This window comes from Candidatus Viridilinea mediisalina, assembly GCF_002532535.1.
Taxonomy (GTDB): Bacteria; Chloroflexota; Chloroflexia; order Chloroflexales; family Chloroflexaceae; genus Viridilinea; species Viridilinea mediisalina.
This window is the reverse complement of record NZ_NQWI01000077.1, coordinates 1-23103: the sequence shown is the minus strand read 5'-3', so window position 1 is coordinate 23103 and position 23103 is coordinate 1. Positions and strand designations below refer to the sequence as shown.

Below are 23103 nucleotides of genomic sequence, written 5' to 3'. Positions count from 1 at the left end.
AAGAAGTTCTGGGCCGCGCCGCTTGGCTTCGACAGGCTCAGCCAGCGGCGCGGTGGTTGCTAGCCCAAGGCTTCTTCGCGCTAACAACTCTTTTTTTGTTCCGTGTTGGCGGCGAAGCCGCCAACACGGAACAAAAAATGGGGTCTGGGGCGTAGCCCCAAAGCGGGTTTGTAGGGCGGCTGCCGCCCTTGCCGACGGGGGTTCGAGGGCATGGCCCCCGCAGAATCGTCCCCCCGCACGGCGGGGTTTGGCGGGCGACAGCCCTACAAACCCCGCTCCACCTTGAAGGCATGGAGCCGCTTCACAAAGCGTGGCAAAGGGTGTCTGTCGTTCTGCCAGTGGAAGAGTTTAACCACTTGCTCCTCGCTGAGTTGCGGTGGCTGCTGGTCGTTGTAGGCGTCGGCATCTTCGTTGAGGCTGACGATGGCGCTGCCGTCGGGTTGCACGACGGCGTTGAGGGCGTTGGCTTGGGCCATGAAGCGGCGTGGTTTGCTCTGGAGGTGCTGCAAGTTCGTGTTGAGTTTGGCGGTGACGGCGGCGGCGGTGCTATTGGCGTCGAGGATCGTCATCAGCACCTCAAGTTCATCGGGGAGCAAGACTTGCAATTGGTCGGCGATGGTGTCGCAGAGGGCTTGGTCGGCGAGGGCGACCCACTGATCTAGGCTCATGCCGGGCTGTACCGCGCCCGCGATGAGCATCTGGCGCAGCAGGCTGATCGCTTGGGCGGTGCCGAGTTGCCGGTAGATGCGGATGCACTCGAAGATGTTCCAGATAAAATCAAAGACGGTGGCCAGCGGCTCGTTTGGCGCATGCCAGGTGATGCTGTTGCTGCCCCATGGCCGCGTGATCTGCACAACCGCTGCCCAACGCACATGGCCATCGTCGCTACTCGTGATCTGCGGGTCGAGATGGGCGATGCTATGCAGCACCTTGGCCAGCACAATTGCCTGCTCTGCCGCCCGCTGCTGGCGCGTAGGTGGCGGAATCTCAATGAAAGCGAAGCGGCGTTTGAGCGCCTCACTGAGCTGATTGAGGTAGTTGCGGTCGAAGCTATTCAGCGTCCCGATGATGCGAAAGTCGCGTGGAATGGGCAATTCGGCACTGCCGCCCTCAATTGGCACCCGCAGGCGCCCCGTGCCGCCCAAGGCGGTGAGCGCATCGCCCAGCGCGAGGTCAATTGGGGCGCGGTTAAACTCATCAATCACCAGCCAGCAACCGCGAAACTCCTCTGTGTCCCCGTCGTGCAGGCAGCTAGGCATGCGCACACTCTGGCGCGGCGAGGTGAGCCAACCGGCGGGATTCTGGAGGTCTACCGCCCAATTGGCAAAGATCGCCTGCGCCAAATGGCCATACTGGATACGATAGGTCGGCTTGTCGTTGACACTGAAGGGCGCAAGGCCACCAATCAGGGTACGGACGCTCCACTCATCGGTGGCGGTGACGAGCAGGGTGGCAAAGGCGCTACTGAGGCGGCGCTCGCGCTGCTGCTGGGCCACCGGGCCGATTGGGTTGGGGTTGGCGCCGGCCACCAGATCTACCTCGCTCTGCCAGAGCAACTCAGGGAGACGGCGCGCCAACTCAGTCTTGCCGGTACCCGGCGGCCCACTCAGAATGACATGGCCAGCGAGCAGCGCATGGTAGATGCGCCGAACGATCTCCTCGTCAACCAGCAATTCAGCGCGCAGTTCAGCGATCAAGGCTTGCAGCAGCGACTCGGGCGTCGCAGGCAGGGGCGCATCGTCATCGCTAAGGGTTGGCAACTCCGGTTCATCTAACGGCGCGGCCACCGTCTGACCAATGCGTTGACGTCCTGTGTCGGTGATGCGCCAGATGCCGCGTTTTGGGCTATCAAGCTCGCCCTTCTTGCACAGGTTGCTACGCACCCATGCGATGCGATTTTTCCAGCGATTAGCCCCACTCTCTACCGTCTCGCGGAGTTGTTCATCACTGAGTTGAAAATGGTCGGCAAGGGGCTGCACCACATCAGCGCGCCTGACCTTGCCGCCCTGCGCGGCAATGGCGCGCAAAAGTGGTTCTTCGATCTCATCGTGTTTTGGCAGTGGCATAGTAGTCTCTTGTGGTGTGAGGGGGGGGGTGCTGTCTTCTGCTTATATGATACCATTTATACCAATGACGTTGGTGTCAAAGATTGGAGGGGAGGCCATCGAGCTATGAAGATCGCATCTGTTGCGGATGTCAAGGCAAAACTTAGTGCCTACCTCAATGCAAGTGCCGATGAATTGGTCGTCATTACCCGTAATGGCAAGGCGGTTGCGGTTATTTTACCTATTGAAGACGAAGCGGAACTAGAGCGTTTGGTTATTGCCTACTCACGTCAATTTCAGACGCTGATCCAGCAGGCACGAGAAGAGCTACATGTTGGATTGGGTATAGAGCACGATCAATTCTGGCAAGAGGTTGAGGATGCGGTGCAGGATCGCACATAGTTGGTACTACTGCGAACACTCTACGAACACGATAGACATGGGTGCCTCGCTCATAACTGGTATAATGAGGCTACGGCATACGCATATACGCAAGATGAGATCCCCTATGAGTGAGACGATTATCCTAAATCTTCCCGATCCACTCGTCGCTCGTGCGCGGGCCGTAGCTACGCAGACAGAGCGTCATCTTGAAGATGTTTTGCTCGAATGGCTGGATCGTGCTGCCACTGATGTGCCGATTGAACTGCTCCCAGATGCTCAGATACTTGCCCTGCGTGACGATGAATTGAGCCGTGATCAGCAAGAGCAATTGAGTCGCTTGTTGGAACGCCAGCGTGAAGGTCTGCTCACCGCGCCAGAGCGAGTGCAACTTCAAGAGCTTCTCGGTCTCTATCGGCGAGGTATGGTACGTAAGGCGCAAGCGCTTAGCATCGCTGTTGCCCGTGGCTTGCAGACCCCTGTGGATTGATCATGAGGCGTAGCTCCATTCCGCCTGGTGTGGCTCAACGCATCCGATCTGCCGCACGTCATCGCTGTGGCTACTGTTTAAGTCCTCAGCATCTTGTGATGGCACGCCTTGAGATTGAGCATATCATTCCGCTTGCTCAAGGGGGAAGCCATGCCGAGTCAAACCTTTGGCTTGCTTGCCCGCTCTGCAATGCACATAAGAGTTCAAAGATAGATGAAATTGATCCGGTAAGTGGCTTGCGCGTTCCCTTGTTCAATCCGCGCATGCAAGTTTGGCACGAACACTTTGCTTGGGTTAATGGTGGCTTATCCATTGCAGGGCTAACACCAATAGGTCGTGCTACGGTTGTTGCATTACACCTCAACACAGACCAAGATGCACTCACGGTTCGGAGTTATTGGATTCTTGCAGGTTGGCATCCGCCTAGCGATTGACGCACATCACGTTGGGTTGTAAAGGTCCCGTGCCGGACATCTCCCTCACCCAACCAGCATCCAGCAGACCAACTCCAGATCTTCGCGGGTGAGTGGTTCGCTTACGGGGCGCAGGGCGCTGGCCGGGGTGTTGCTGAGTTGGTATTGGTCGAGGAGTTGCTGGAGCATGGCCAGGAGTAGGCTGTAGTCTTGCGTTTGCTGGTGGCGTGCCGCAATTGCCCGTAGGTCTTTGATGAAGGCGGCGGGCAGGGGGGTGCGGAGGGCGCTGAAGATGGCTTGGGCTTGGGCACGATCAACGCCGGGGGCGGCCCAGCCGGCCCGTATGATCTGGCCTAGATCGCGCTGCACTTTGTTGAGTGTGCTGCCCAGCGCCGCTGCGCCGCGCTGCTCGTGGAGGGTGGTGATGATCGCTTCGGCGAGAAGTTCGAGGATGCGTTCGGCTTCGCTGGGCGCGAGCCAGTCTTCGGCGCGCGGTTCGCTGCTGGTGGCGCGGATGAGTTCATGGATCTCGAAGCGGTTGTCGCTCACGTAGTGGTTGCGTGTGTCGTAGAAGCGCCAGAAGTGGCGATCTTGGTAGCGGTAGTAGGCGAAGAGCCCTTGACGTTGGCCGCGCCGTAGGCTGGAGTGGATGCCGCCCGGAAGGTCGCGTACCAATGCTTCGCCATACTGCCGCAGGTAGGCCAAGAGGTGTTGCCGCATCAGTTCGTTGCCCGCCAGTTCGCTCACCTGGCCCCAGTAGGCGAGGCTGCTCTCGTCGCCAGCGGCGAGTTCGCGGAGGGTGTTGAAGGTGCGCGGTGTTACTAGTTCGCCCAGGACGCTCGCGTCTAGGCCTATGGTTTCGTTAATCGTACTTAGCCGCGTCTGGATGCGCTCGACGAGGCGCAGCAGCGTTTCGAGATCGTCGGAGGGGAAGATGTTGGTGATCTGGATGGTGGCATGGCGGTTACCGAGGCGATCAATGCGCCCGTTGCGCTGAATCATGCGGGTCGGGTTCCAGTGTAGGTCGTAGTTGATCAAGTGACCGGCGTCCTGCAAGTTTTGCCCTTCGCTCAACACGTCGGTGGCGATCAGTAGGTCAAGCTCTGCGCTGGCCTCTAGCGCCGGACGCACATGGTTGCTCAATGGCGCAAAGCGCTCAATCAGGCGCTGCCGCTCACGCGGTGGCGTGTCGCTACAGAGAACCGCTACACGCCGCGTGGCCAGGGTGGGGTCGGCGGCGATCTGCGTCGCAAGGTAGTGGGCGGTGTCGCGGTAGTAGGAGAAGATGACCACCTTGGCATCTTCGAGCCCGCGCAGTTCGGCGAGGAAGCTGTGCAACTTGGCATCTTCCGCTGGGCCGAGTGGATCGATGCGCGTGATGATCGCATCGAGCAGCGCCAGGTCGTGGGCTACATCCTTGGCCAGCTCCGCGAGGCGGTAGTGTGCCGGATCAACCACCTCTAGGCTTGCGAGTAGCGCATCCAAGCCTGCCGCATCGTCGTCCTCCTCCAAGCGCATGATGCGCCGGTGGGCGCCACTCTGCACCAGACGGCCCGCCTGGAGCTGCTCTAGGAACTGAGCCTCGAAGGCTCGCAAGCGGTGAATGCTGCGCCGAAAGGCCACCACGCTGCTCTCGAAACGCTTCAGCAACGTGGTCTTGAGCAGGCCCACAATCCCGCCGTTGGTCATCGCCCGCAGCCTATCGCTCGCCGCCGGTGTGACCAGGTAGCGCTCGGCGTTGTAGGCGGGCAATTCTAGCGCCTCAACCGCACTGGTGATCTGGTCAAAGAGCCCGTGGTAGGTTGCGCCCAGGCTGTAGCGCAGGGTTTGCAGCGGCGCACGCTGCGGAAAGCGCAACGGCTGGTCGTTGATCGTCACCTCGCCATAGTGTTCCTGGATGAAGCTGCGCGTGCGCCGAATCACCACCTCTTCCAGCAGATTGAAGAGCGAACCGCCCGCACCACCCAGCGCCTCCGCCTCTTTGAAGTAGTGGCGCAGCGAACGGATGCCCACTTCGCGGAAGTAGCCATCGTTGCCCCGTGTCCAGAGCGCCAGTTGATGGTAGAGATCCCAGAGGCTATTGTTGATCGGCGTGGCGGTGAGCAGCGCAACGCGCTTCGGTGCGCCACTAGCCAGGATGCGGCTGAGATTCTGATAGCGTTGCGCCTGCGGATTGCGGAAATTGTGGCTCTCGTCCACCAGCACAAATTCAGCATCACTATGGCGGGCGACGGGGTAATCGGCGCGGCCTAGTTCTTCCATACCAATGATCGTCGCCGCAATGCGGCTCTCCTCGATCTGGCGCTGCCACATCTCGCGCAGTTGTGCCGGGCAGACAATCAGCGCCCGCTGGCGTTGGTAATAGGCGAAGAGTTCGAGCAACTTCTTGCCGACATAGGTCTTGCCCAAGCCCACACTATCGGCAATCAGTACCCCGTGGTAGCGCCGCAAGATGCGCTGCGCCTTCTGGAAAGCCTCGTGCTGAAAAGCGGCCAACTCCACCACCGAGCGCGTCGGGTCGAGTGCCGCCTCTTTATCGAGATCATCCTTAAAATACTCATAGAGCGTCTTGATATAGATCTCGTGGGGCGTATAGGGAAAATCGCCAAACTGCGAACGGCGCAGCGTCGCAAGCAACTCAGCTTTACAATCGAGTGCCTGGGGCGCATTCCACATGCGCTCATACCAAGCAGAGAAATCGCTGACAATCGGTAGATCGCGGTGAACCGCATTGAGTTCAGTGTTGCCCGTCAGTCCATGGGCGGTGAAATTGCTACTGCCGACCACGGCAGCGCCCTCGACGATATAGGCTTTGGCGTGGAAGAAACCCGGCCCATCGCCGCCACTGCCATAGCGCCGCACCTGCACCGCCTCCTTGCCACTCGCCAGCGGCGGGCGTTCAAGCAGGGCAACAAGGCGCTCCACCAGGGCCTGCGTCGTAGCGCGGTAGCGTTCCCGGCGGAGATCGCGGGCCAACTCAGCGGCCACCCGCGTCTCACCAAAGAGCAACCGCAACTCCTGGAGATCATCAAGCGCATCAGCCAGCAGCGCATAGCCACTCAACGCAAAATAGCCCGTCGCAACATCGGCCCACGGCGAGCCCGCCAGCAGACGCAGCAACGCCGCCTGGAGGCTCATACTCCCCGCGTGGTTATCAATGATATAGGGCACACCATCGGGGGCGCGGTGCTCACGGATGGAGGGGGGGGATGAGGGATTCTGCTTGTAGATCATGCGTACATGCTTGCTTCCGCTTTGGTGGAAGCAGAAGCGTTCTTTGGGTGCCGTTTCCCCTACTGCTTCGCCTGTTCGATGTGACGCATTGTAGCACGTACTGGCTCATCGATGCTGGGCGGGAGGTGTGGTACCAATTAGGGAAGCGGATGTTGTTGATTGCCCCATTGCTTGACCATCCTGGGAGAAGGTTCGTAGGAACGTTCCTGTTTGCGCCGTAGGTAGTGCCGACTTATGGTCTTCCAGTAAATAATCCGCTAACCAGACCTCGCAGATCTGGCATATCTATCAGGTCTAGTCCGTGCCGCGACACCGGATTAATTTCTGGAAGACCATAAGTCGGCACTACGATGCCAGCCCATGGACTATATCAGCATGACTGGCTGCTGGGATACGTAACAATATCCGCTTCCCTTACCTTTGAACATGGCGCATTATCAAAAACGCGAAAGCCCATTGGGACGCCATGTCCGGCTCTCGGCTCTCGGCTCTCGGCTCTCGGCTTTGGTATAATACCAATTACCGTTGCATATGCCGCATAGCAGATTACGTCAGACCGTATTGCAATGAGGTATACCCTGCTTGTCACTCGTCACTCATCACTCGTAACTGGTATAAGCCCCTCACCCCTCCACCAGATCGATCTCCTCGTCCGTCAGCCCGTAGAGCCGGTAGACCAACAGGTCAATCAGGCGATCGGTGGCGCTGATGGCGCTGAGGGTGGGGGCGAGCGTGGCGCAGGCTGCCATCCATTCGCGCTGCGCGGCGCGCAAGAGTGGTTGCAGCGCCGCGTCGGCATGCTTGCCGCGCAGCCCCTGCGTCTGCACAAAGCGCCCTCGGTTCTTCTGCAAGGCCCGCTCTAGCTCAAGCCAGGGCTGCGCCCAAAAGCTCTGCACCACTGTCTTGAGCGTCCATTCGCTGGGGGCGCTGCCCGTCTCCTGGGCGAGCCAGTCGGTGAAATGGGCCGCTGCCGCCTGCTTGCGCTTGTGCAGCGCGATCATCTGCTCAGCAAGGTGGGCCAAGAGATCATGTACGACGTCACTCTGCTCGTTGGCTACGTCGGGGTTACCGTCGGCCAACTGCGGCAGCCGCGCTTCGGCCCAGGCCCAGAGTTCGCGCCAATGTTCGCGCCACGCCCGCCAGTCCGTCGCGCTCGCCGCTTGGGCCAGGCCCGCTTCGTAGCGCCGCTGCCCCTCGGCGACGAGGGCTGTGCGTTCGGCGGCGGGGGTGGTGAAGGTGATGCGGCGGATGGGGAGCCTTTTTACATACTGACTTTGATAACGATAATATCCTCCACGAATAGTTGGAGCAATAGCTTTTAATTTATGAGATAGCAATGAGCTATTGAGAATTGATACCAGAGCATAAGAACTGAAATCTGCAAATTTTTTATTACGTATTAAAAAGTAAACCGATCCAATGCATGCTATATTACCCTCTTCATCAAAATGAAATCTATTGGTTAAAGATATTTCGGGAAATATTATCTTTCTCTGAAACATACCACGAGCAGGATGACGTAACTCATACCAACTGTGTCCTTGATTTATTAAGAATTCACCAAAATTTCTTCTATTCTCTAATTCTTCACGATAGGTTGTCAGATGTTTAATGATATTTGGAATGAGATTGGCTTGAACAGGCTTGCCACTTGATTCATAAGGATAGATTAGCAGTTGCCGATAAGAAAGAGAAGTAATATCATATCTGCCAATATCGCTGCCTGCAACTACAGGAAGTATAAATTTCTGTTCCGATAAAGGGAAATCTTCAATACTGGACATTGATGGCAAAACGAAAGCTTCAGCATGTCCAGTTAAAACACCCTGACCTATCTGATCTGCGAATAACTCTAAAGATATATAATTGATATTTGTTAATGAATCTCTAGATACATTAATATGACTAATAGGTTGCTCCGTCTTATTGAGGAGGTGTCTTAGAATCATCTCTTCACTTGAACCACGAATATCTATTTTAGTGACAGGATTCGCTGTTTTTCCAGAATGTTTTCGTATAATAATTAAAGGGTAAGCAGACACCTCGAACACGGGCGAGTCATGAAAATCTATGAGTTCTCGAATAGTTGATGTTGAAACAATGTCCTTTAATGCAGCACTTCCATATGTTGCATGCAACCATTTATTTTGGATGATATATCCACTATTTCCTTCTCTCTTTGTGACTCTCCCGGCAACTTCTTGGAATAAGATATAAATATCTCCCTTCATCACAAAATAACCATAGTTAGATCTGAGATAGTTGCGCTCGGCATCTCCCAAGAGTTGAAAAACTACATACGGCGGATTCCCCACCACCGCATCGAAGCCCATCTGTGCGGCGGGCTTCCAAGTTTTGTTGGCGAGATCGAGGAAGACTTCGGGGAAGTCGAGATCCCAGTGGAGGAAGCGGTGGCGCTGGAAGAGGTTGCGCGCTTCGGCGACCGCCTGTTGGTAGTGGGGCGCGAGTTGGCGGCGGCCCATGAGCGCGTCAACCAGGTGGTCTACGTCGCTGCTCTGGCCGCTGTGCAGTTGCAGCAGTTCGCTCGCCACCTTGTTGCCGAAGCTCTGCGCCACCCAAAGGTCGAGCAGCCGCTTCACCGGCACGACATGCTCTTCGTAGCTACGGTAGAGCGCCTCGCTCTGTTCCACCTGCTGCGCGTTGGCGTCGGCAATCTCGACCAACTGCTCGATGTAGCCCGCCAGGTTGAGCATTTCGGCGAAGGCGCTGCCGCTGGTGAACATGTCGAGTTGCGTGCCGATGCCAATATGTTTGCCCTCCATTGCCTGCTGCACCGCCTGCACGCGGGCCCCGATCAGCGCGTTGCCCCATTTGAGGTGGTGATCGAGGAAGTTGAGCGGTGCGCCCACGGTAAAGGAGTTGAGCCAGAGGCTCAGCCGCGCCAACTCAACCGCCATGTCGTTCAGGTCTACCCCAAAGACGCAGCGCTTCATCACGAGGCGGCGCAACAGATTCACATTGTTCAACTGCTCGTCGCTGATCAGCGTATCTACGCCTTGGGCTTGCAGGCTGGCGCGAATCTGGGTGCGAATGGCTGCAAGACGCGCCAGCAGCGGATTCTGGGCCTGGTGGCGGTTGAGGATCACAATCAGCCGGTCGGTGATAAAGTTGACAGCGGCGACCAGAAAGTGCCCACTGCCCATGGCCGGGTCGAGAATCTTGAGATCGAGCAGGCTCTCGTTGGCGGCATGTTCCAGTTCGGCCACAGCGCGGCGGGCCGCGTCGCTCTTGGCCTTGGTCGTAGCGATGCTGATGCGCTCATTGCCCTCTTGGCGCTGCGCCTGCTCCAAAGCCCGCCGGGCGGCGGGCAGCCGCTCCATCAGCGCGGCAAACTGCTTGGCCCGTTCAGCAAGCACCGGCCCCACCGCCTGTTCAACAATATAGGCCACAATGTAGTCGGGCGTGTAGTAGCTGCCGCTCGCCTTGCGCTCGGCGCGGGTATGCTGGAGCTCCAGATCGCCGCTGGCCGCTGCAAGCAACTGAAACTCCAACAGCCCCTCGTAGATACTACCCAAACGGCGCACATCAAGCCCAGCATAATCAATCAGGCGGCGCGCCCCGTCCTGCATAGTCGCGGCCCGGGCCGTATCATCGCGCCCCAACAGATCGAGCGCCTGCCCCAAATCCAAGGCCCCCAACTGCACCCGCGCCAGCAAGCGGTGGGGCGCTCTATGTTCATTGGGTGTCCCCCCGGTGGGCGGCGCACCGGCGCTAAAGAGGCCACCATTATACTTAGGCACACCCCAATCCGGCTGGCCATGGCTGATCGCCGCAAAGAGCGCCTGCAGATGCTGCCAAGCCCAATAGGCCGTCGGCGTCTGCGGCTTCTTCAAATGGCTCGCCGTAAAGGGCTGCAAAGCCAGATCGCTCAACAAAAACGTGAGACTATGGGGATAATAGGCGGGATGCATCGTCGGCAGCAGGCGCATACTCTCGGCATAGAGCACAAAGAGGATGCGATAGAGCAGCAGCAGCGTAGCGCGAAAGATCACCTGAAGCTGGGCGGCACTACCATCATACTCACCCGTACGCTTCAGATCATCAGCGATAGCATTCGCCAAAAGCGGAAAAACGCGCGCAAAGACCACCTGCTTAAGATTCTCACCCGTAGCACGGGCCAGGGTCTGCGACGACGCAAACACATGCAGCACAACCTGACTACTCAGCGCCTCAGCGCCAAAAAAGCCCGCGAAATAGCGCAGATCCGCAGCACTACCATAGGCCAACAACTCGGCCAACTCCACCTCATAGAACGCCCCGCTAATACTCGCGGTCAGGTGGCTATAGAGCCGCCAGGTACGGCCATTGGTCAAAATAGCCCACGCCAACCCATCCTGCTGCTGGCGTTGTTGTTCCAACGCAGCAAGCAACTCCAACTGAGGGTAGCGTGTCGCAGAGAGCGGCAGATCGAGCGGGTGGTCGGGCGGCAGCAGCGCCACCAGGGCCAGGGCACGCCCTTGGAAATAGAGGCGTTCGGGCGCACCAGCCTCACCCGCAGAGCTTGTCCAACCCAGAGCCGCCAGGGTCGCACGGGCATCACCAGCAGCAAGCTGAGGGCGCAGCGCGGGCATCTGCGCCAACAGAATCAGCCAAATGCCACTCAACCCAGCAGTCGTATCAGTCGCAATGCGCTCTTCGAGGTAGTAGCTACTAAAAAAATTAACACTCCGAAAAAAGCGCTCATACTGGGCGCGGCGGAAAGCCCGCAGAGCCAACTCACCCACATCACCGGGCCCAGCGGCATGCACCGCAAGCAACTCAAGCGCCACCACATGGTGGGCATAGAGCGCCCGCGGCGCAACCCGGAAACGCAGCAACGCAGGCGGCCCCTGGCGCTCGGCCAGAGGCCGGGGATCAACCAGCAGCACCAACTCCAACGTCGCCCAATCGGAGGCAGGCAACAGCAGCAAACCCTCATTGCCACGCTGCTCAAGGGTCGCAAAGAGGCGCTGAAGCAACGCCTGGCTCAGCCCAGCGCCATCCGCAGTAGGCGCGAGCAACAGCACCTGAAAGAAGCCAGCATCAGCATCAGCCAGCAACTCAAAAACCCGCCCGCGCAACTCCACCGCAACATTCTCAGGCCAAGCGAGCGTCTGGGCCGTATAGCTCACCTGCTGCTGTTCGGCATAGCCAAGCGCACCAAAAAAGCGGCGCAGCGCAGCGGCATCGTGCAGATCAGCGAGCAGAGCGGGAGTAATAATGGGCATAATTCTAGTGACGAGTGACGAGTGACGAGTGACGAGTGACGAGTGCTGAGTGACGAGTGCTGAGTGCTGAGTGCTGAGTGACTAGTGGGGTAGGGGGTGAGGGCCATCCTGGGCATCCCAAAGCTCTATTGGTCGCTACCGAAGCGAACGTTCTGTCCGCCCATGAACCCTGCGGGGGGAGGGTTGGGGAGGGGGGGCAAAGGGCTTATTTGCAAGGTATGGTGAACGTTTGTAAGAAATAGTGCGTTTTGATGCGCCTTCTTGCGATCTCTGGCCTTGCAGACACGAATACATGTGCTATAATGGAGCTATCATGGCACTGCTGTGGTGTGGCACCTGAACAAGATCATTGGCGGCTCTGTCACAAAAGCGCGTGACAGGTAACATGATCGTTGTGTATGCCGCTTGCGTCGTGCGAAGAGCCAAGACTCGATGACCCTACGACCAGTGGTGAAATGCCAGACGGGTGCGGGAAACCCTAGAGAACGTCAAGCAGGGTGGTCGTAGGCGAGAGAATCACCATCAGGTAAACGCAGCAACGGGCGCATACGCAATCCCAAACGCTTTTGGCAATGGGATCGGGGGTGTGGTAGTCCACCCTGTAGGGATTCCCCGACGAACTGAGTACCTGCGATACAACGCTAGGGAAAAGTGTACTATTGGGTCTAAATCTGAAGACTAGATCCACTGAGCTAACGGGCCACAACGCCCCTAGTCTATCATAAGTAGGGGTATGGTTTGCAACGATGTGCGCTACAATGGGGTGTGACGTAACGTTTTGCTGGCACCGACCACCACGCCGGCTGCTATACGAAAGCCCGCTACGCGGGCAGCGAACCAGTCAGGCTCAGCCCGCTACGCGGGCAGCGACCGCATACCAGACGCAGGCTTTAGCCTGCGGCGTGCTTCAATGGACCAAGAGCAGCACACCTGACCTGGCAGGTGGGGCGCGTGCCGCCACCATGAGGACGTCAACGATCCCACCGCGCCGCACCTGCTAGGTCTCATGGGCCGTTGGCACCCCCTTCAGACCTGGCAGGTGTGCGCCGTTGGGTTTTTGGGGCTACGCATGGTGGCGGCACGGCGCACACCTAGCAGGTCGTTGGGTCGCGTTGCATGAGAAAATTCTTGACACCGCATCCAAAGCTTCCCAAAAACTGTATACCTGATAAAGTGAGGGTTGGGGAGGGGGGCAAAGGGCTTATTTGCAAGGTATTGACCTCTATTCTCAGGGTGAATTCTCATTGGCAACACTAACTGATGGTGCTGTTGGCGTAAGAGTGATAAACATGTACGGCTGACCGCATAGCCACTTTCGAGCGTATCGGAGCCATTCACCCATACACTTGTATCAATTGTATACATTAACGCCGACTCTCCATCACTTCAGTTGTAGCACTATGGTTGCTAGTCAATGGCGCGAGCGCAATCTCATCCAGTGTGGCAAAGAGGGCATCCCAAGCATCATGATTGGGAGCATTTGTGGCAATTGATTTGTTTGCAATCTCTTGTGCAATCCGTGCGATCAGATGGATTTGATCACGTACTGCTAGGCGGCGCACGACTGATAGGGCATCTTCAACTGTCGTCATATCTTCCTCTCTTCATCAGGAACAGATGTTTTTAACTAAATTTGTAATTTGTATACCTTATTTCCAAGATAACAAACGTTCAATATCAAGACTGTTATACCTAGTACTACAACGAGAGAACATCTAAGCTACTTCGCAGTCTGAAGCGATAAAGTGCAAATGAGTACATTTGAGCGATAAAGGAAAGATGGCATCCCAAAGCCTTGCTCAAACAGGTCTCGTTGTAGTATTAGGTACCATAATGTTTCCTTGAGATCCTTGCATCGAGTTGGTTTTCATAGCATTTTGTTAGCGCGAAAAAGCCTTGAAGTCGTGCAAGGGAGGCGCGTTGGCTTCGACAGGCTCAGCCTGGTTGTTGGGACGGGGTATGTTGCAGTTGTCACGGAGACTCCTTAAGAGGCTGTCTGAAAAGTCTATGAACTGGCGTTGGAGTGCCGGCTTCAGCCGGCTAAAGCCGGCACTCCAGCGCGTGCCCACGAGCTTTTCAGACAGCTTCTCAGATATTCCTTAGTCATGATTCGCACGCATCATACACTGTTTAAGGTGCGGCGGCAACTATGTGACTTCACCTCAACCCAACTCTGCCCCAAGCTGCGCGGCATCCACCAGCAACGCGCCGTGGCGTTGGGCTTCGTGCTGCGCGTCGCTGGTGAAGCCGCTGCGAGCGAAGTAGGCGTAGCTGACGCTCCAGCCTGCGCCGCTGTTGGGTAGATCGGCGAGCAGGCGTGGTGTCTTCTGTTCGATGAGTTCGCGTACCACCTGCCGATCAAGCTTGTCGGCTTGCCATGTACATTCGCCCAAGAGTAGCTTGCGATTTTGCCAATCGGGGGCTACCACGTCCACCTGCACGGTGCGGCTCCAGTGGCTGCCGACGAGCGCCGGGGTGAGCGGGAGGTTGCCCGCTTGGGCCTGTTCGCTCACCCAGCGGCGACTCAGCTCCTCAAAGGCGGTTTGACCAATGAAGGCGCGGAGGCCCATTTGGATCTGCTTGAGGACAACGTGTGGTGCGCTGACGAGCCGGTCGTGGTAGGGGGCTAGGAAGCGGAAGTAGAAGCGAAAGTAGGCGTCGCTCAGGTGGTAGCGCCCTTTGCGCGAGGTGTGTTGCGCGGTTGGGTGAATGGTTGCGGGGAGACGCCGCTCGACCAGCTTGAGGTCTTGCAGGCGGGCGAGGTAGCCTGAGAGGTGGGCTTTGCTGAGCATAGTGGCTTGGGAGATGGTCTCGAGGGTGTGGGCACCCGCGCCAATGGCTTTGAGGATGGCAAGATGGGGCTGTGGCTCGCGCACCTCATCGTAGAGCAGAAAGGCGGGTTCGGCCCCAAACATACTCCCTGGGTCGAGAATGACTTCGTGGATATTCTCAACGAGGCTCAATTCGGGATCAAGCCAGCCCAGGTAGGCGGGAATGCCGCCAACGAGCGCATAGGCAGCGATGCGCTCTTCGACCGACCAGGTGGGGAAGAAGGCGTGGAGGGCTGAGAAGGGGAGCGGTTGAAGATACCAGCGCCCAGTGAGGCGCCCAAAGAGGGGCGATTGGCTACTCTGAATACCCTCCATCACGCGAATCTGCGAGCCACAGAGGGTAATGAGCGCTTCCATATGCTGAAAATGGCGATCCCAAGCGTGTTGCAGCGCCGAGAGCGCAGCGGGATCGGACTCCATCATGTAGGGAAGTTCGTCGAGGACAAGGATGTGGCGCTTACCCGCCAAGAGGATTGCCACGGCATCCCACACCTCGGCCCAACTGCCAAAGATAGGCGCATGTTGTACCGCCAAGCCCTGTAATGCCGCATAGAGCTTACGCCGTTGCAGCGCCGCAGGCTCCTTCTCCGCTGTCCAATAGGTATAGGGCAGACCACTCTGCGCCACCCAATGCATAAGGAGGCTACTCTTGCCCACGCGCCGCCGCCCGTAGAGCAGCAGCAACTGCGCCGGCCCTGGACGGCGGCGCTGCAAGACGCGCTGAAGAAAAGCAAGTTCCTGCTCGCGGTCTATAAACATGAATAGCCTCTTTACAGTTAAGCCCCATTCTCTGTATTATACACAGCATGGGGCTTATGCGTAAGGAGGCTTCCACCCCTAGCGCCAGGATTCTTGGCGCAGATCCGGCACAGCCTTAAAATCGTTGTCCGTGGTGAGCAACACCAGATCGTAGCGCAGCGCAATGATTGCGATCAGCGCATCAACCGTAGCGAGCTGGCGACCACGCCGACGAAGGGAGATCTGGAGATCAGCAGCTCGTCTGGCATCCGCTGCGTCAGGGACGTGGCACTCCATCGATTGTTCCCACGGTTCCCACAATGCCAAGTTCTGCTCGGCGCGTGGCGCGATACCAATACCGAAGAGGACTTCTGCGAGTACGGGAACACAGATCGAAAAAGTGTCGCCCAAAGATTGTTGATATTGCATACGCAGAATCAACGCATGTCCGGGTGTGACAAGCGATGAGGCATGGTTTGTGTCGAGCAAGTACGCAGTCACAGCAAGCCTCGACCTTCGGCTACATCATTGGCACGATCAATGGCGCGTAACTCCTGTTCAGCGGCATCTAGCGCATCCAAGAGGTCTTGGTCAGGTTCGCCCTGAGCCATTATTCTAAGCACATCAGCGAGATTCCCTTTCGCTGGAATGATGTAGGCCGGATCTGGCGGCATGGCTTTAATGCTGGCGATCAGGGCCAAGAGTTCAGGATCTTCGTCCAGGGGCGAACGCTCTTCCTCAGACTCATCAAGCCGCTCTTCGTGCAGCGCAGAGGTAAGAAACGCGATCGCCAGCGTCTCGACGGAGAGCCGCTCAGTGGCGGCCCGCTGCGCCAGTTGCCGGGCCAATGTTTCAGGTAGGGTAATGGTTGTGGTCATTGTGACCTCCTTATAGTGATGAGTGATGAGTGATGAGTAGGCCATGCCGCATAGCAATGCGCTCTGGCACAATTTGCTATATTGTAGCGCATCATGTCCGAACCATCATTGGTGGCACGGTCGAATAGAGCGCAGAGCGACTCATCGGTGGCGGCGCGGTCGGCGTACAGCATAAGAGGCTGTCTGAAAAGTCTATAGCTTGGCGTTGGAGTGCCGGCTTCAGCCGGCTAAAGCCGGCACTCCAGCGTGTGTCCTCCGGCTTTTCAGATAGCTTCTAAAGCTAGAGGCTACGCAGCGGGTGTAGGCGGGAACCGAGTTCCCGCCTAGCCCCGCTTCCGTTTTAACCCTCTCTCTATGACTTTAGTCATACTCTGGGCCCGCTTGGCCCTATGACTGTGGGCTAGACGGTGGGCACTTGTTGCGCTATCGGCTAGGCGCTACCATTATGCTGAGGGGGTATTGTATCTAGGAGAACAGGAGAACAGGTGAACAGGAGAACAGAGAACAGGAGAACAGAGAACAGGAGAACAGGTGAACAGGTGAACAGGTGAACAGAGAACAGGTGAACAGGTGAACAGGTGAACAGGATGTTCCTCATGTTCCTTTGTTCCTCTGCTCCTCTGTTCCTTTGTTCCTCTGTTCCTTTGTTCCTCTGCTCCTCATGTTCCTCTGCTCCTCTGTTCCTCTGCTCCTCTGTTCCTTTGTTCCTTTGTTCCTCTGTTCCTCTGCTCCTCTGTTCCTTTGTTCCTCTGTTCCTTTGTTCCTTTCCCATGAACACTTCTACACCACGCAAAACACTACTACAACGCCTCAGTGGGGCGTGTTTGGCGCTGGCGGGCTGGCGGGCCGAGGTTGCTGAGCCGTTGCCGCCGCGCTGTTTGATTATTGGGGCGCACCATACGACTTGGTGGGATCTGATTGTGACCCTGTTGCTAATGGGGGCAACTGGGGTGCGCTTTCGTTGGATCGCTAAGGATAGTCTCTTCCGCGCTCCGTTGGGTTGGTTGCTGCGGGCGCTGGGTGGTATGCCCGTGCGTCGGGGCGCAAAGGCTAACTTTGTTGGGCAAATGGTGGCCGCATTTCAGGCTGATCCGGAATTGCGGGTGGCAATGGTGCCTGAGGGAACGCGCCGGCGCGTTGATCATTGGAAGACCGGGTTCTATTACATTGCCCATGGCGCGGGGGTGCCGATTGTCTTGGGCTATGCCGATTATGCCAAGCGTTGCGTTGGGCTTGGCCCGGTCTTGTTGCCGAGCGGCGATCTCGATGCCGATTTTGCGCGCTATCGTGCCTTCTATGGCGCTGTGACGGGGCGCTTCCCCCAGTTTCAAGGGGCGGTGCGCCATGTCGCCGAGCTTCAGGCGAAGCCCGATAAGAGCTCACAGGTCTAGCAGATCTGTGAGCTTCTTACCACGTTTGCTCTTGTTGTTGCGCGTTGACGGCGTAGCCGTCAACGCGCAACAACAAGAGAATTTCAGAATCGTTGGCAAGGCCAACTAACACTAAGGAAAACTGCCGTGCACGAACGGACTTCTCTCGCAGCCAATCCGATTGCAATTATTGGCATGGCTTCGATCTTTCCCGAGGCCCGTACGCTTGATGAGTTTTGGGATAATATCGTTCAGGCGCGTGATTGTCTGATTGATGTCCCTCCTTCGCGTTGGAATATTGCTGATCACTATGATCCCGATCCCGCTGCGCCCGATAAGACCTATTGTAAGCGTGGGGGTTTTATTCCTGATATTGATTTTGATCCGGTTGAATTTGGGTTGCCGCCCAATATTCTTGAAGTGACTGATGTTTCTCAATTGCTGAGCCTTGTGGTGGCGCGCCAAACCTTTGAGGATGCTGGCTATGGCGCCCAGGGCCGCCCGTTTGACCGCGAACGTACCGGGGTGGTGCTGGGGGTTGGGGGCGGCCAAAAGCTGATTACGCCGCTCACGGCCCGTTTGCAGTATCCGGTCTGGGAGCGGGTGCTGAAGAGTTGTGGCCTCTCTGATGCTGAGACGGCGGTGGTGGTTGAGAAGCTGAAGTCGGCCTATGTGCGCTGGGAGGAGAATTCTTTCCCTGGTATGTTGGGCAATGTGATCGCTGGGCGTATCGCAAATCGCTTTGATCTCGGTGGGATCAATTGTGTGGTGGATGCTGCCTGTGCGGCTTCGCTGGCTGCGCTGAAGCTGGCGTTGAGTGAGTTGACTGAGCGTCGCTGTGATATGTTGCTGACGGGTGGGGTTGATACGGATAACTCCATCTTTATGTATCTGTCGTTTAGCAAGACGCCCGCTTTTTCTTCGAGTGATGCGCCGCGCCCCTTCGATGTTGACTCTGATGGCATGATGGTCGGTGAGGGTGTGGGTATGGTGCTGCTTAAGCGCCTTGAGGATGCGGAGCGCGATGGCGACCGTATCTATGCGGTGATTCGTGGGATTGGTACATCGAGCGATGGGCGCGCAAAGAGCATTTATGCGCCCCGTTCGGAGGGCCAGGCGCGGGCGTTGCGCCGCGCTCACGCCGATGCGGCGGTCGAGCCGTCCAGTGTTGGGCTGATTGAGGCCCACGGTACGGGTACGGTGGCTGGTGATCTCTGTGAAGCCACGACGCTCAGCCAGGTCTTTTCGGCGGCAGGTGTGGGGCGTGCTAGTGTGGCGCTCGGTAGCGTCAAGTCGCAGATTGGCCACACCAAGGCGGCAGCCGGCGTGGCTGGGCTGATCAAGGCGGCCCTTGCGCTGCACCACAAGGTCTTGCCGCCCACGATTAACATAGCGCAGCCCAACCCCAAATTGGGCATCGAGCAGTCGCCGCTCTACCTGAATACCGAGACGCGCCCTTGGTTGCGTGGGGCTACGCCGCGCCGCGCCGGGGTGAGCGCCTTTGGCTTTGGGGGAACCAATTTCCATGTGCTGCTAGAAGAGGCTTCTGCCGACCACACGGGCCCCTACCGTCGCCACACGGCCCCGCGTAGCCTCCTGTTGCGCGCCTCAACCCCAGAGGTGCTGCGGGCGCAGTGTGCCGATCTGGCCGCAACGCTGGTTGGTGATGGTGCCGCCAGTGCTTTTGCCGAACTCTGCCGCCAGTCGGCGGCTGATGCGCCCGCTGAGGATGAGGCGCGGCTCGGCTTTGTGGCAACCAGTGTTGAGGAGGTACGTCAACTCCTCCAGTTGGCAACGGAGTCCTTGGCGGCCCAGCCCGAAGCCGAGGCATGGACGCATCCACGGGGCATCTTCTACCGGCGGCGGGGTATGCCCACTGGCACCAAGGTGGTCGCGCTCTTTGCGGGCCAAGGGGCGCAACACCTCAACATGGGCCGCGAGTTGGCGCTCAACTTTCCTGAGCTACGCACCTGGTTCGAGCGCATGGATACGCTCTTTACCCGCGATAACCATGTCGCGCTCTCGCGGATCGTCTTTCCGCCGCCAGTCTTTGACGATGCCGAACGCGAACGGCAGGCAGAAGCGTTGCAGCAGACCGAGTATGCTCAACCGGCGATTGGGGCGCTGAGCGCAGCGATGTACGAACTCTTCCGCAGCGCTGGGTTCCAGCCCGATATGGTGGCAGGCCATAGCTTTGGTGAGTTGACCGCGCTCTGGGCGGCGGGTGTTGTGAGTGATGAGGATTTTGCCGCCCTCGCTCGGGCCCGTGGCCATGCCATGCGCCCACCGGCTGACCCCAGTTTTGATGCGGGAACGATGCTGGCAATTGCTGCGCGTAGCAGTGTGGCTGAAGAGGTGGTGGCGCAGGTGCCCGGCCTGACCATTGCTAACCACAATGCCCCTGAGCAGATTGTGCTGGCTGGTTCGCGCACTGCTGTCGCTGCTGCCGCAAATGTCTTGGCTTCGCGGAGTATCACGGCGAAAGCGTTGCCGGTCTCGGCGGCATTCCATACGCCGCTCGTGGGCCACGCCCAGGTACCGTTTGCCCAGGCGATCAATGGGGTGGAGATGCGGCCACCACAGGTGCCGATCTACGCCAACAGCACTGCGGCACCCTACCCCACCGCACCCGAAGCGATCAAGCAGCAGTTGGCTGATCAGTTGTTGCGTCCGGTGCAGTTCCAGCAGCAGATCGAGCGCATCTACGCCGATGGTGGTGCGATCTTTGTGGAATTCGGCCCGCGCAATATTCTCACCGGCCTCGTGCGCCAGACCCTCGGGGCGCGTCCGCACCTGACGATTGCACTAGGCGCAGCCAAGGGCCGCGATAGCGACCGCCAGATGCGCGAGGGGCTGATCCAGTTGCGGGTGGCGGGTTTGCCCTTGGGCCAACTCGATGCCTACCGCTACGAACAGGCTGAAGTCGCGCCGCGCCGCCGTGGCATGACGGTCCGGATCAATGGTGCCAACTATGTGAGTGAGCGCACGCGCGCCGCGCATCAAGCTGCGCTCGATGATGGCTTCCGTATTACCCGCGAGCTTGCCGCGCCGAGTGAGCCGCAGAAACGAGTAGAAGATCCTATGCCTGAGCTAAAACCCGCTCTTAGCCCTGTCGCCCCGTCCGCGCCCGCGCCGGTGGCGGTGGCCCCCGCTGCGCCGGTGGCTGTTGCACCCGCGCCGGTGGCGGTGGCTCCCGCCGCACCCGCGCCGGTGGCCGTGGCCCCCGCCGCACCCGCACCAGTGGCGGTGGCCCCCGCTGCACCCGCGCCGGTGGCGGTGGCCCCCGCTGCACCCGCTGCGCCCCGCGCATCCGCACCCGTAGCGGTCGCGCAGCCAGCGGTTCAGCCGAGCGACCTCTACAGCATCCAGCGCGAGACGCTACAGATGCATCAACGCTACCTGCAGCAGCAGGCCGAGTATACCCAGAGCATTATGCAACTGCTGCAAGCCCAGCAGCGTCTTGTGGGCAGCAATGGCAGCCAGATCAACCCGGCCCAGTTGACCCAGTTGGAGCAGGCTTTAACCGCGTTGCACACCCACCAGAGCGAGACGCTGCGGCTGCACGAGCGCTACTTGACCGAGCAGCATGCGCGTAGTGAGCGGCTCGTGGAGGAGGTAGGAAATAGAAAGCAGGAAGTAGGAAGCAGAAAGCAGGAAGCGAAGCTTGGCGATGTGGTGCAGCGGATTGGCAATGGCCACGGCAATGGCCACAGTGCAGCCAAGCTGCCAATGGCGGTAACCCCCTCGCCAGTCGCCCCGCCACCGATGACCTTTGCGCCGGTTGCGCCCGCCCCTGCGCCTCTCGCAGCGGCCCCCGCGTCCTCGCCTCTCGCCGCCTCGCCCCTCCTAGCCCAAGCCGAAGCCGTGCTGCTCGATGTGGTCACGGAGCTGACCGGCTACCCGCGTGAGACATTGGAGCTTGAGATGGACATGGAGGGTGATTTGGGGATCGACTCGATCAAACGGGTGCAGATCCTGGGCGCAATGCAGGAACGCATGCCCGACCTGCCCTCGTTCAAGCCGGAGCATCTGGCGGAACTGAGTACGCTGGGCCAGGTGTTGGAGCACGTCCGCCCCCACCTGTTGGGTGCGGGCGCTACCCCCGCGTCCTCGCCTCCCGCGTCTTCGCCTCCCGCGTCTTCGCCTCCCGCGTCCTCGCCTCCCGCGTCCTCGCCTCTCGCCTCCCCGCCTCTCGCGCCCCCGCCTCCCGCCCCCACCGCCTACGCCCCTGAGCCCGCCCAGATTCCGGGTGCGGATCGTAGCGTCCCGCGCCTACTCGCCTTGCCACCGCCCGATCAACTGGAGTGCGCCTTGCCCCCCGGTTCCTGCTGCCTCATCACGGACGACGGCAGCCCCTTAGCGGCAGCGGTCGCCCAGGCGCTCAATGCACGCGGTTGGCCTGCGGTGGTCTTGCGCTTCCCAGAGAGCATCGTGCCCAATCCGGCCCCGCTGCCTGCGGCGGTGAGCCGGGTGGTGCTGGCTGATGCGAGCGAAGCCCAGTTGGAGCAGGCGTTGCAGTTGGTGGCGCAGAGCTATGGCCCGGTTGCGGCCTTCATCCACTTGCATCCACGGGCGGCCCAGCCGACCCTGCTCGATCTCAACGATACCGCGCTCATCCGCCACGTCTTCCTGACGGCGCGTACCATTGGTTCGTCATTGCAGGCCGCCGCAGAGCAGGCGCGCAGTTGCTTCTTCACCGTGGCCCGCATGGATGGTGCGTTGGGCATCGGGCTGCGTGGCGACTACAGCGCCATTCCGGGGGGGCTTGCTGGCCTGACGAAGACGTTGCGCCACGAATGGCCCTACGTCTTCTGCCGCTCGCTCGACCTCAGCCCGGAGCTTGAGGCAGCCCACGCCGCCGCCCTGATCGTCGCCGAGTTGCACGATCCCGACCGGCTCATTGCCGATGTGGGCTACGGGGCCTATGGCCGCGTGAGCCTGGTTGGGCCGGAGGTGTAGGCGAAAATCCGATAGCCGAAAAGCCGAAAGAGTTAGGGCACATTGCCGCAAAAGAACGCAAAGGAATGGTTTCAGCAACGGCCTTTCAGCTTTACAGTCGTAGTGCCGACTTTAGTCGGCATCCAATGGCAACCTACGATCTCAGCCGACTAAAGTCGGCACTACCTAATAGCGCAAACTGTAAAGTAGCCTGAAACCATCCCAAAGGAATGCAATAAAGCTGTGGTACCTTCGCCCCTCTCCCACAACGTGGGAGAGGCGGTGCCCTGAGCTTGTCGAAGGGGGTAGGGGGTGAGGGCCATCTAGGGCATTTCAAAGCCCTATTTGTGGCTTTACGATGAAGTGTACCGTGTATTCATTGTAGGGGCACGGCGCACCGTGCCCCTACCCGTCACCTCGCAACCGAATAAACCAGCAATATCATCACAGTGCAAATTTTGCGCTATTGCCTAAAAAGCTCCCTGTTCTCTGTTCCCCTGTTCTCTGTTCCCCTGTTCTCTGTTCCCCTGTTCTCTGTTCCCCTGTTCTCTGTTCCC

12 protein-coding genes are annotated in these 23103 nt (G+C 58.7%); 5 read left to right on the top strand and 7 right to left on the bottom strand.

From position 1 onward, the window contains the following. Nucleotides 1-263 precede the first annotated feature (263 nt). Nucleotides 264-2066 carry a winged helix-turn-helix domain-containing protein gene (locus tag CJ255_RS14890; RefSeq protein WP_097644889.1) on the bottom strand — a complete coding sequence of 601 codons (1803 nt, stop codon included), beginning with the start codon at nucleotides 2064-2066 and terminating at the stop codon, nucleotides 264-266. 105 nt (nucleotides 2067-2171) lie between these two features. Here CJ255_RS14890 and CJ255_RS23615 point away from each other — a divergent pair, with 105 nt between their 5' ends. The 3 genes from CJ255_RS23615 to CJ255_RS14875 all read left to right on the top strand — a co-directional run bounded on the left by CJ255_RS23615 (nucleotide 2172) and on the right by CJ255_RS14875 (nucleotide 3350). After that, complete coding sequence (locus CJ255_RS23615; protein ID WP_165774730.1) at nucleotides 2172-2447, top strand: type II toxin-antitoxin system Phd/YefM family antitoxin; 276 nt, start codon at nucleotides 2172-2174, stop codon at nucleotides 2445-2447. A gap of 106 nt (nucleotides 2448-2553) precedes the next feature. Next, the gene (locus tag CJ255_RS14880; RefSeq protein ID WP_097644888.1) at nucleotides 2554-2916 is read left to right on the top strand and encodes a hypothetical protein; all 363 of its coding nucleotides are present in this window, start codon (nucleotides 2554-2556) and stop codon (nucleotides 2914-2916) included. Nucleotides 2917-2918: 2 nt separating this feature from the next. Then, complete coding sequence (locus tag CJ255_RS14875; protein ID WP_097644887.1) at nucleotides 2919-3350, top strand: HNH endonuclease; 432 nt, start codon at nucleotides 2919-2921, stop codon at nucleotides 3348-3350. A 45-nt stretch (nucleotides 3351-3395) separates the two neighbouring features. On the opposite strand, the gene CJ255_RS14870 is transcribed toward CJ255_RS14875, so the two are convergent. The 6 genes from CJ255_RS14870 to CJ255_RS14845 form a co-directional block, all read right to left on the bottom strand. Then, entirely contained in the window at nucleotides 3396-6563 is a 3168-nt protein-coding gene (locus CJ255_RS14870) for a helicase-related protein (RefSeq protein ID WP_097644886.1), read from the bottom strand. Nucleotides 6564-7186: 623 nt separating this feature from the next. Then, the gene (locus tag CJ255_RS14865) at nucleotides 7187-11791 is read right to left on the bottom strand and encodes an Eco57I restriction-modification methylase domain-containing protein (RefSeq protein ID WP_097644885.1); all 4605 of its coding nucleotides are present in this window, start codon (nucleotides 11789-11791) and stop codon (nucleotides 7187-7189) included. A 1364-nt stretch (nucleotides 11792-13155) separates the two neighbouring features. Continuing rightward, nucleotides 13156-13383 carry a hypothetical protein gene (locus tag CJ255_RS14860; RefSeq protein ID WP_097644884.1) on the bottom strand — a complete coding sequence of 76 codons (228 nt, stop codon included), beginning with the start codon at nucleotides 13381-13383 and terminating at the stop codon, nucleotides 13156-13158. 570 nt (nucleotides 13384-13953) lie between these two features. Further along, nucleotides 13954-15381, bottom strand: a complete 1428-nt coding sequence (locus CJ255_RS14855) for an ATP-binding protein (protein WP_097644883.1) — start codon at nucleotides 15379-15381, stop codon at nucleotides 13954-13956. Between the two features lie 78 nt (nucleotides 15382-15459). After that, entirely contained in the window at nucleotides 15460-15861 is a 402-nt protein-coding gene (locus tag CJ255_RS14850) for a type II toxin-antitoxin system VapC family toxin (protein ID WP_097644882.1), read from the bottom strand. Continuing rightward, nucleotides 15858-16238 carry a hypothetical protein gene (locus tag CJ255_RS14845; RefSeq protein WP_097644881.1) on the bottom strand — a complete coding sequence of 127 codons (381 nt, stop codon included), beginning with the start codon at nucleotides 16236-16238 and terminating at the stop codon, nucleotides 15858-15860. The genes CJ255_RS14850 and CJ255_RS14845 overlap by 4 nt, the downstream gene beginning before the upstream one ends. Before the next feature lie 770 nt (nucleotides 16239-17008). Here CJ255_RS14845 and CJ255_RS14840 point away from each other — a divergent pair. Then, nucleotides 17009-17629 carry a 1-acyl-sn-glycerol-3-phosphate acyltransferase gene (locus CJ255_RS14840; RefSeq protein ID WP_165774729.1) on the top strand — a complete coding sequence of 207 codons (621 nt, stop codon included), beginning with the start codon at nucleotides 17009-17011 and terminating at the stop codon, nucleotides 17627-17629. A 126-nt stretch (nucleotides 17630-17755) separates the two neighbouring features. Then, on the top strand, nucleotides 17756-22567 hold the full coding sequence (locus CJ255_RS14835) for a type I polyketide synthase (RefSeq protein ID WP_097644879.1): 4812 nt from the start codon (nucleotides 17756-17758) through the stop codon (nucleotides 22565-22567). The last annotated feature ends 536 nt before the right edge of the window (nucleotides 22568-23103 follow it).

Coding starts and splice junctions, on each gene's coding strand:
- CJ255_RS14890 (WP_097644889.1), bottom strand. CDS start 2,066: ATGCCACTGCCAAAACACGATGAGATCGAAGAACCACTTTTGCGCGCC.
- CJ255_RS23615 (WP_165774730.1), top strand. CDS start 2,172: ATGAAGATCGCATCTGTTGCGGATGTCAAGGCAAAACTTAGTGCCTAC.
- CJ255_RS14880 (WP_097644888.1), top strand. CDS start 2,554: ATGAGTGAGACGATTATCCTAAATCTTCCCGATCCACTCGTCGCTCGT.
- CJ255_RS14875 (WP_097644887.1), top strand. CDS start 2,919: ATGAGGCGTAGCTCCATTCCGCCTGGTGTGGCTCAACGCATCCGATCT.
- CJ255_RS14870 (WP_097644886.1), bottom strand. CDS start 6,563: ATGATCTACAAGCAGAATCCCTCATCCCCCCCCTCCATCCGTGAGCAC.
- CJ255_RS14865 (WP_097644885.1), bottom strand. CDS start 11,791: ATGCCCATTATTACTCCCGCTCTGCTCGCTGATCTGCACGATGCCGCT.
- CJ255_RS14860 (WP_097644884.1), bottom strand. CDS start 13,383: ATGACGACAGTTGAAGATGCCCTATCAGTCGTGCGCCGCCTAGCAGTA.
- CJ255_RS14855 (WP_097644883.1), bottom strand. CDS start 15,381: ATGTTTATAGACCGCGAGCAGGAACTTGCTTTTCTTCAGCGCGTCTTG.
- CJ255_RS14845 (WP_097644881.1), bottom strand. CDS start 16,238: ATGACCACAACCATTACCCTACCTGAAACATTGGCCCGGCAACTGGCG.
- CJ255_RS14840 (WP_165774729.1), top strand. CDS start 17,009: ATGAACACTTCTACACCACGCAAAACACTACTACAACGCCTCAGTGGG.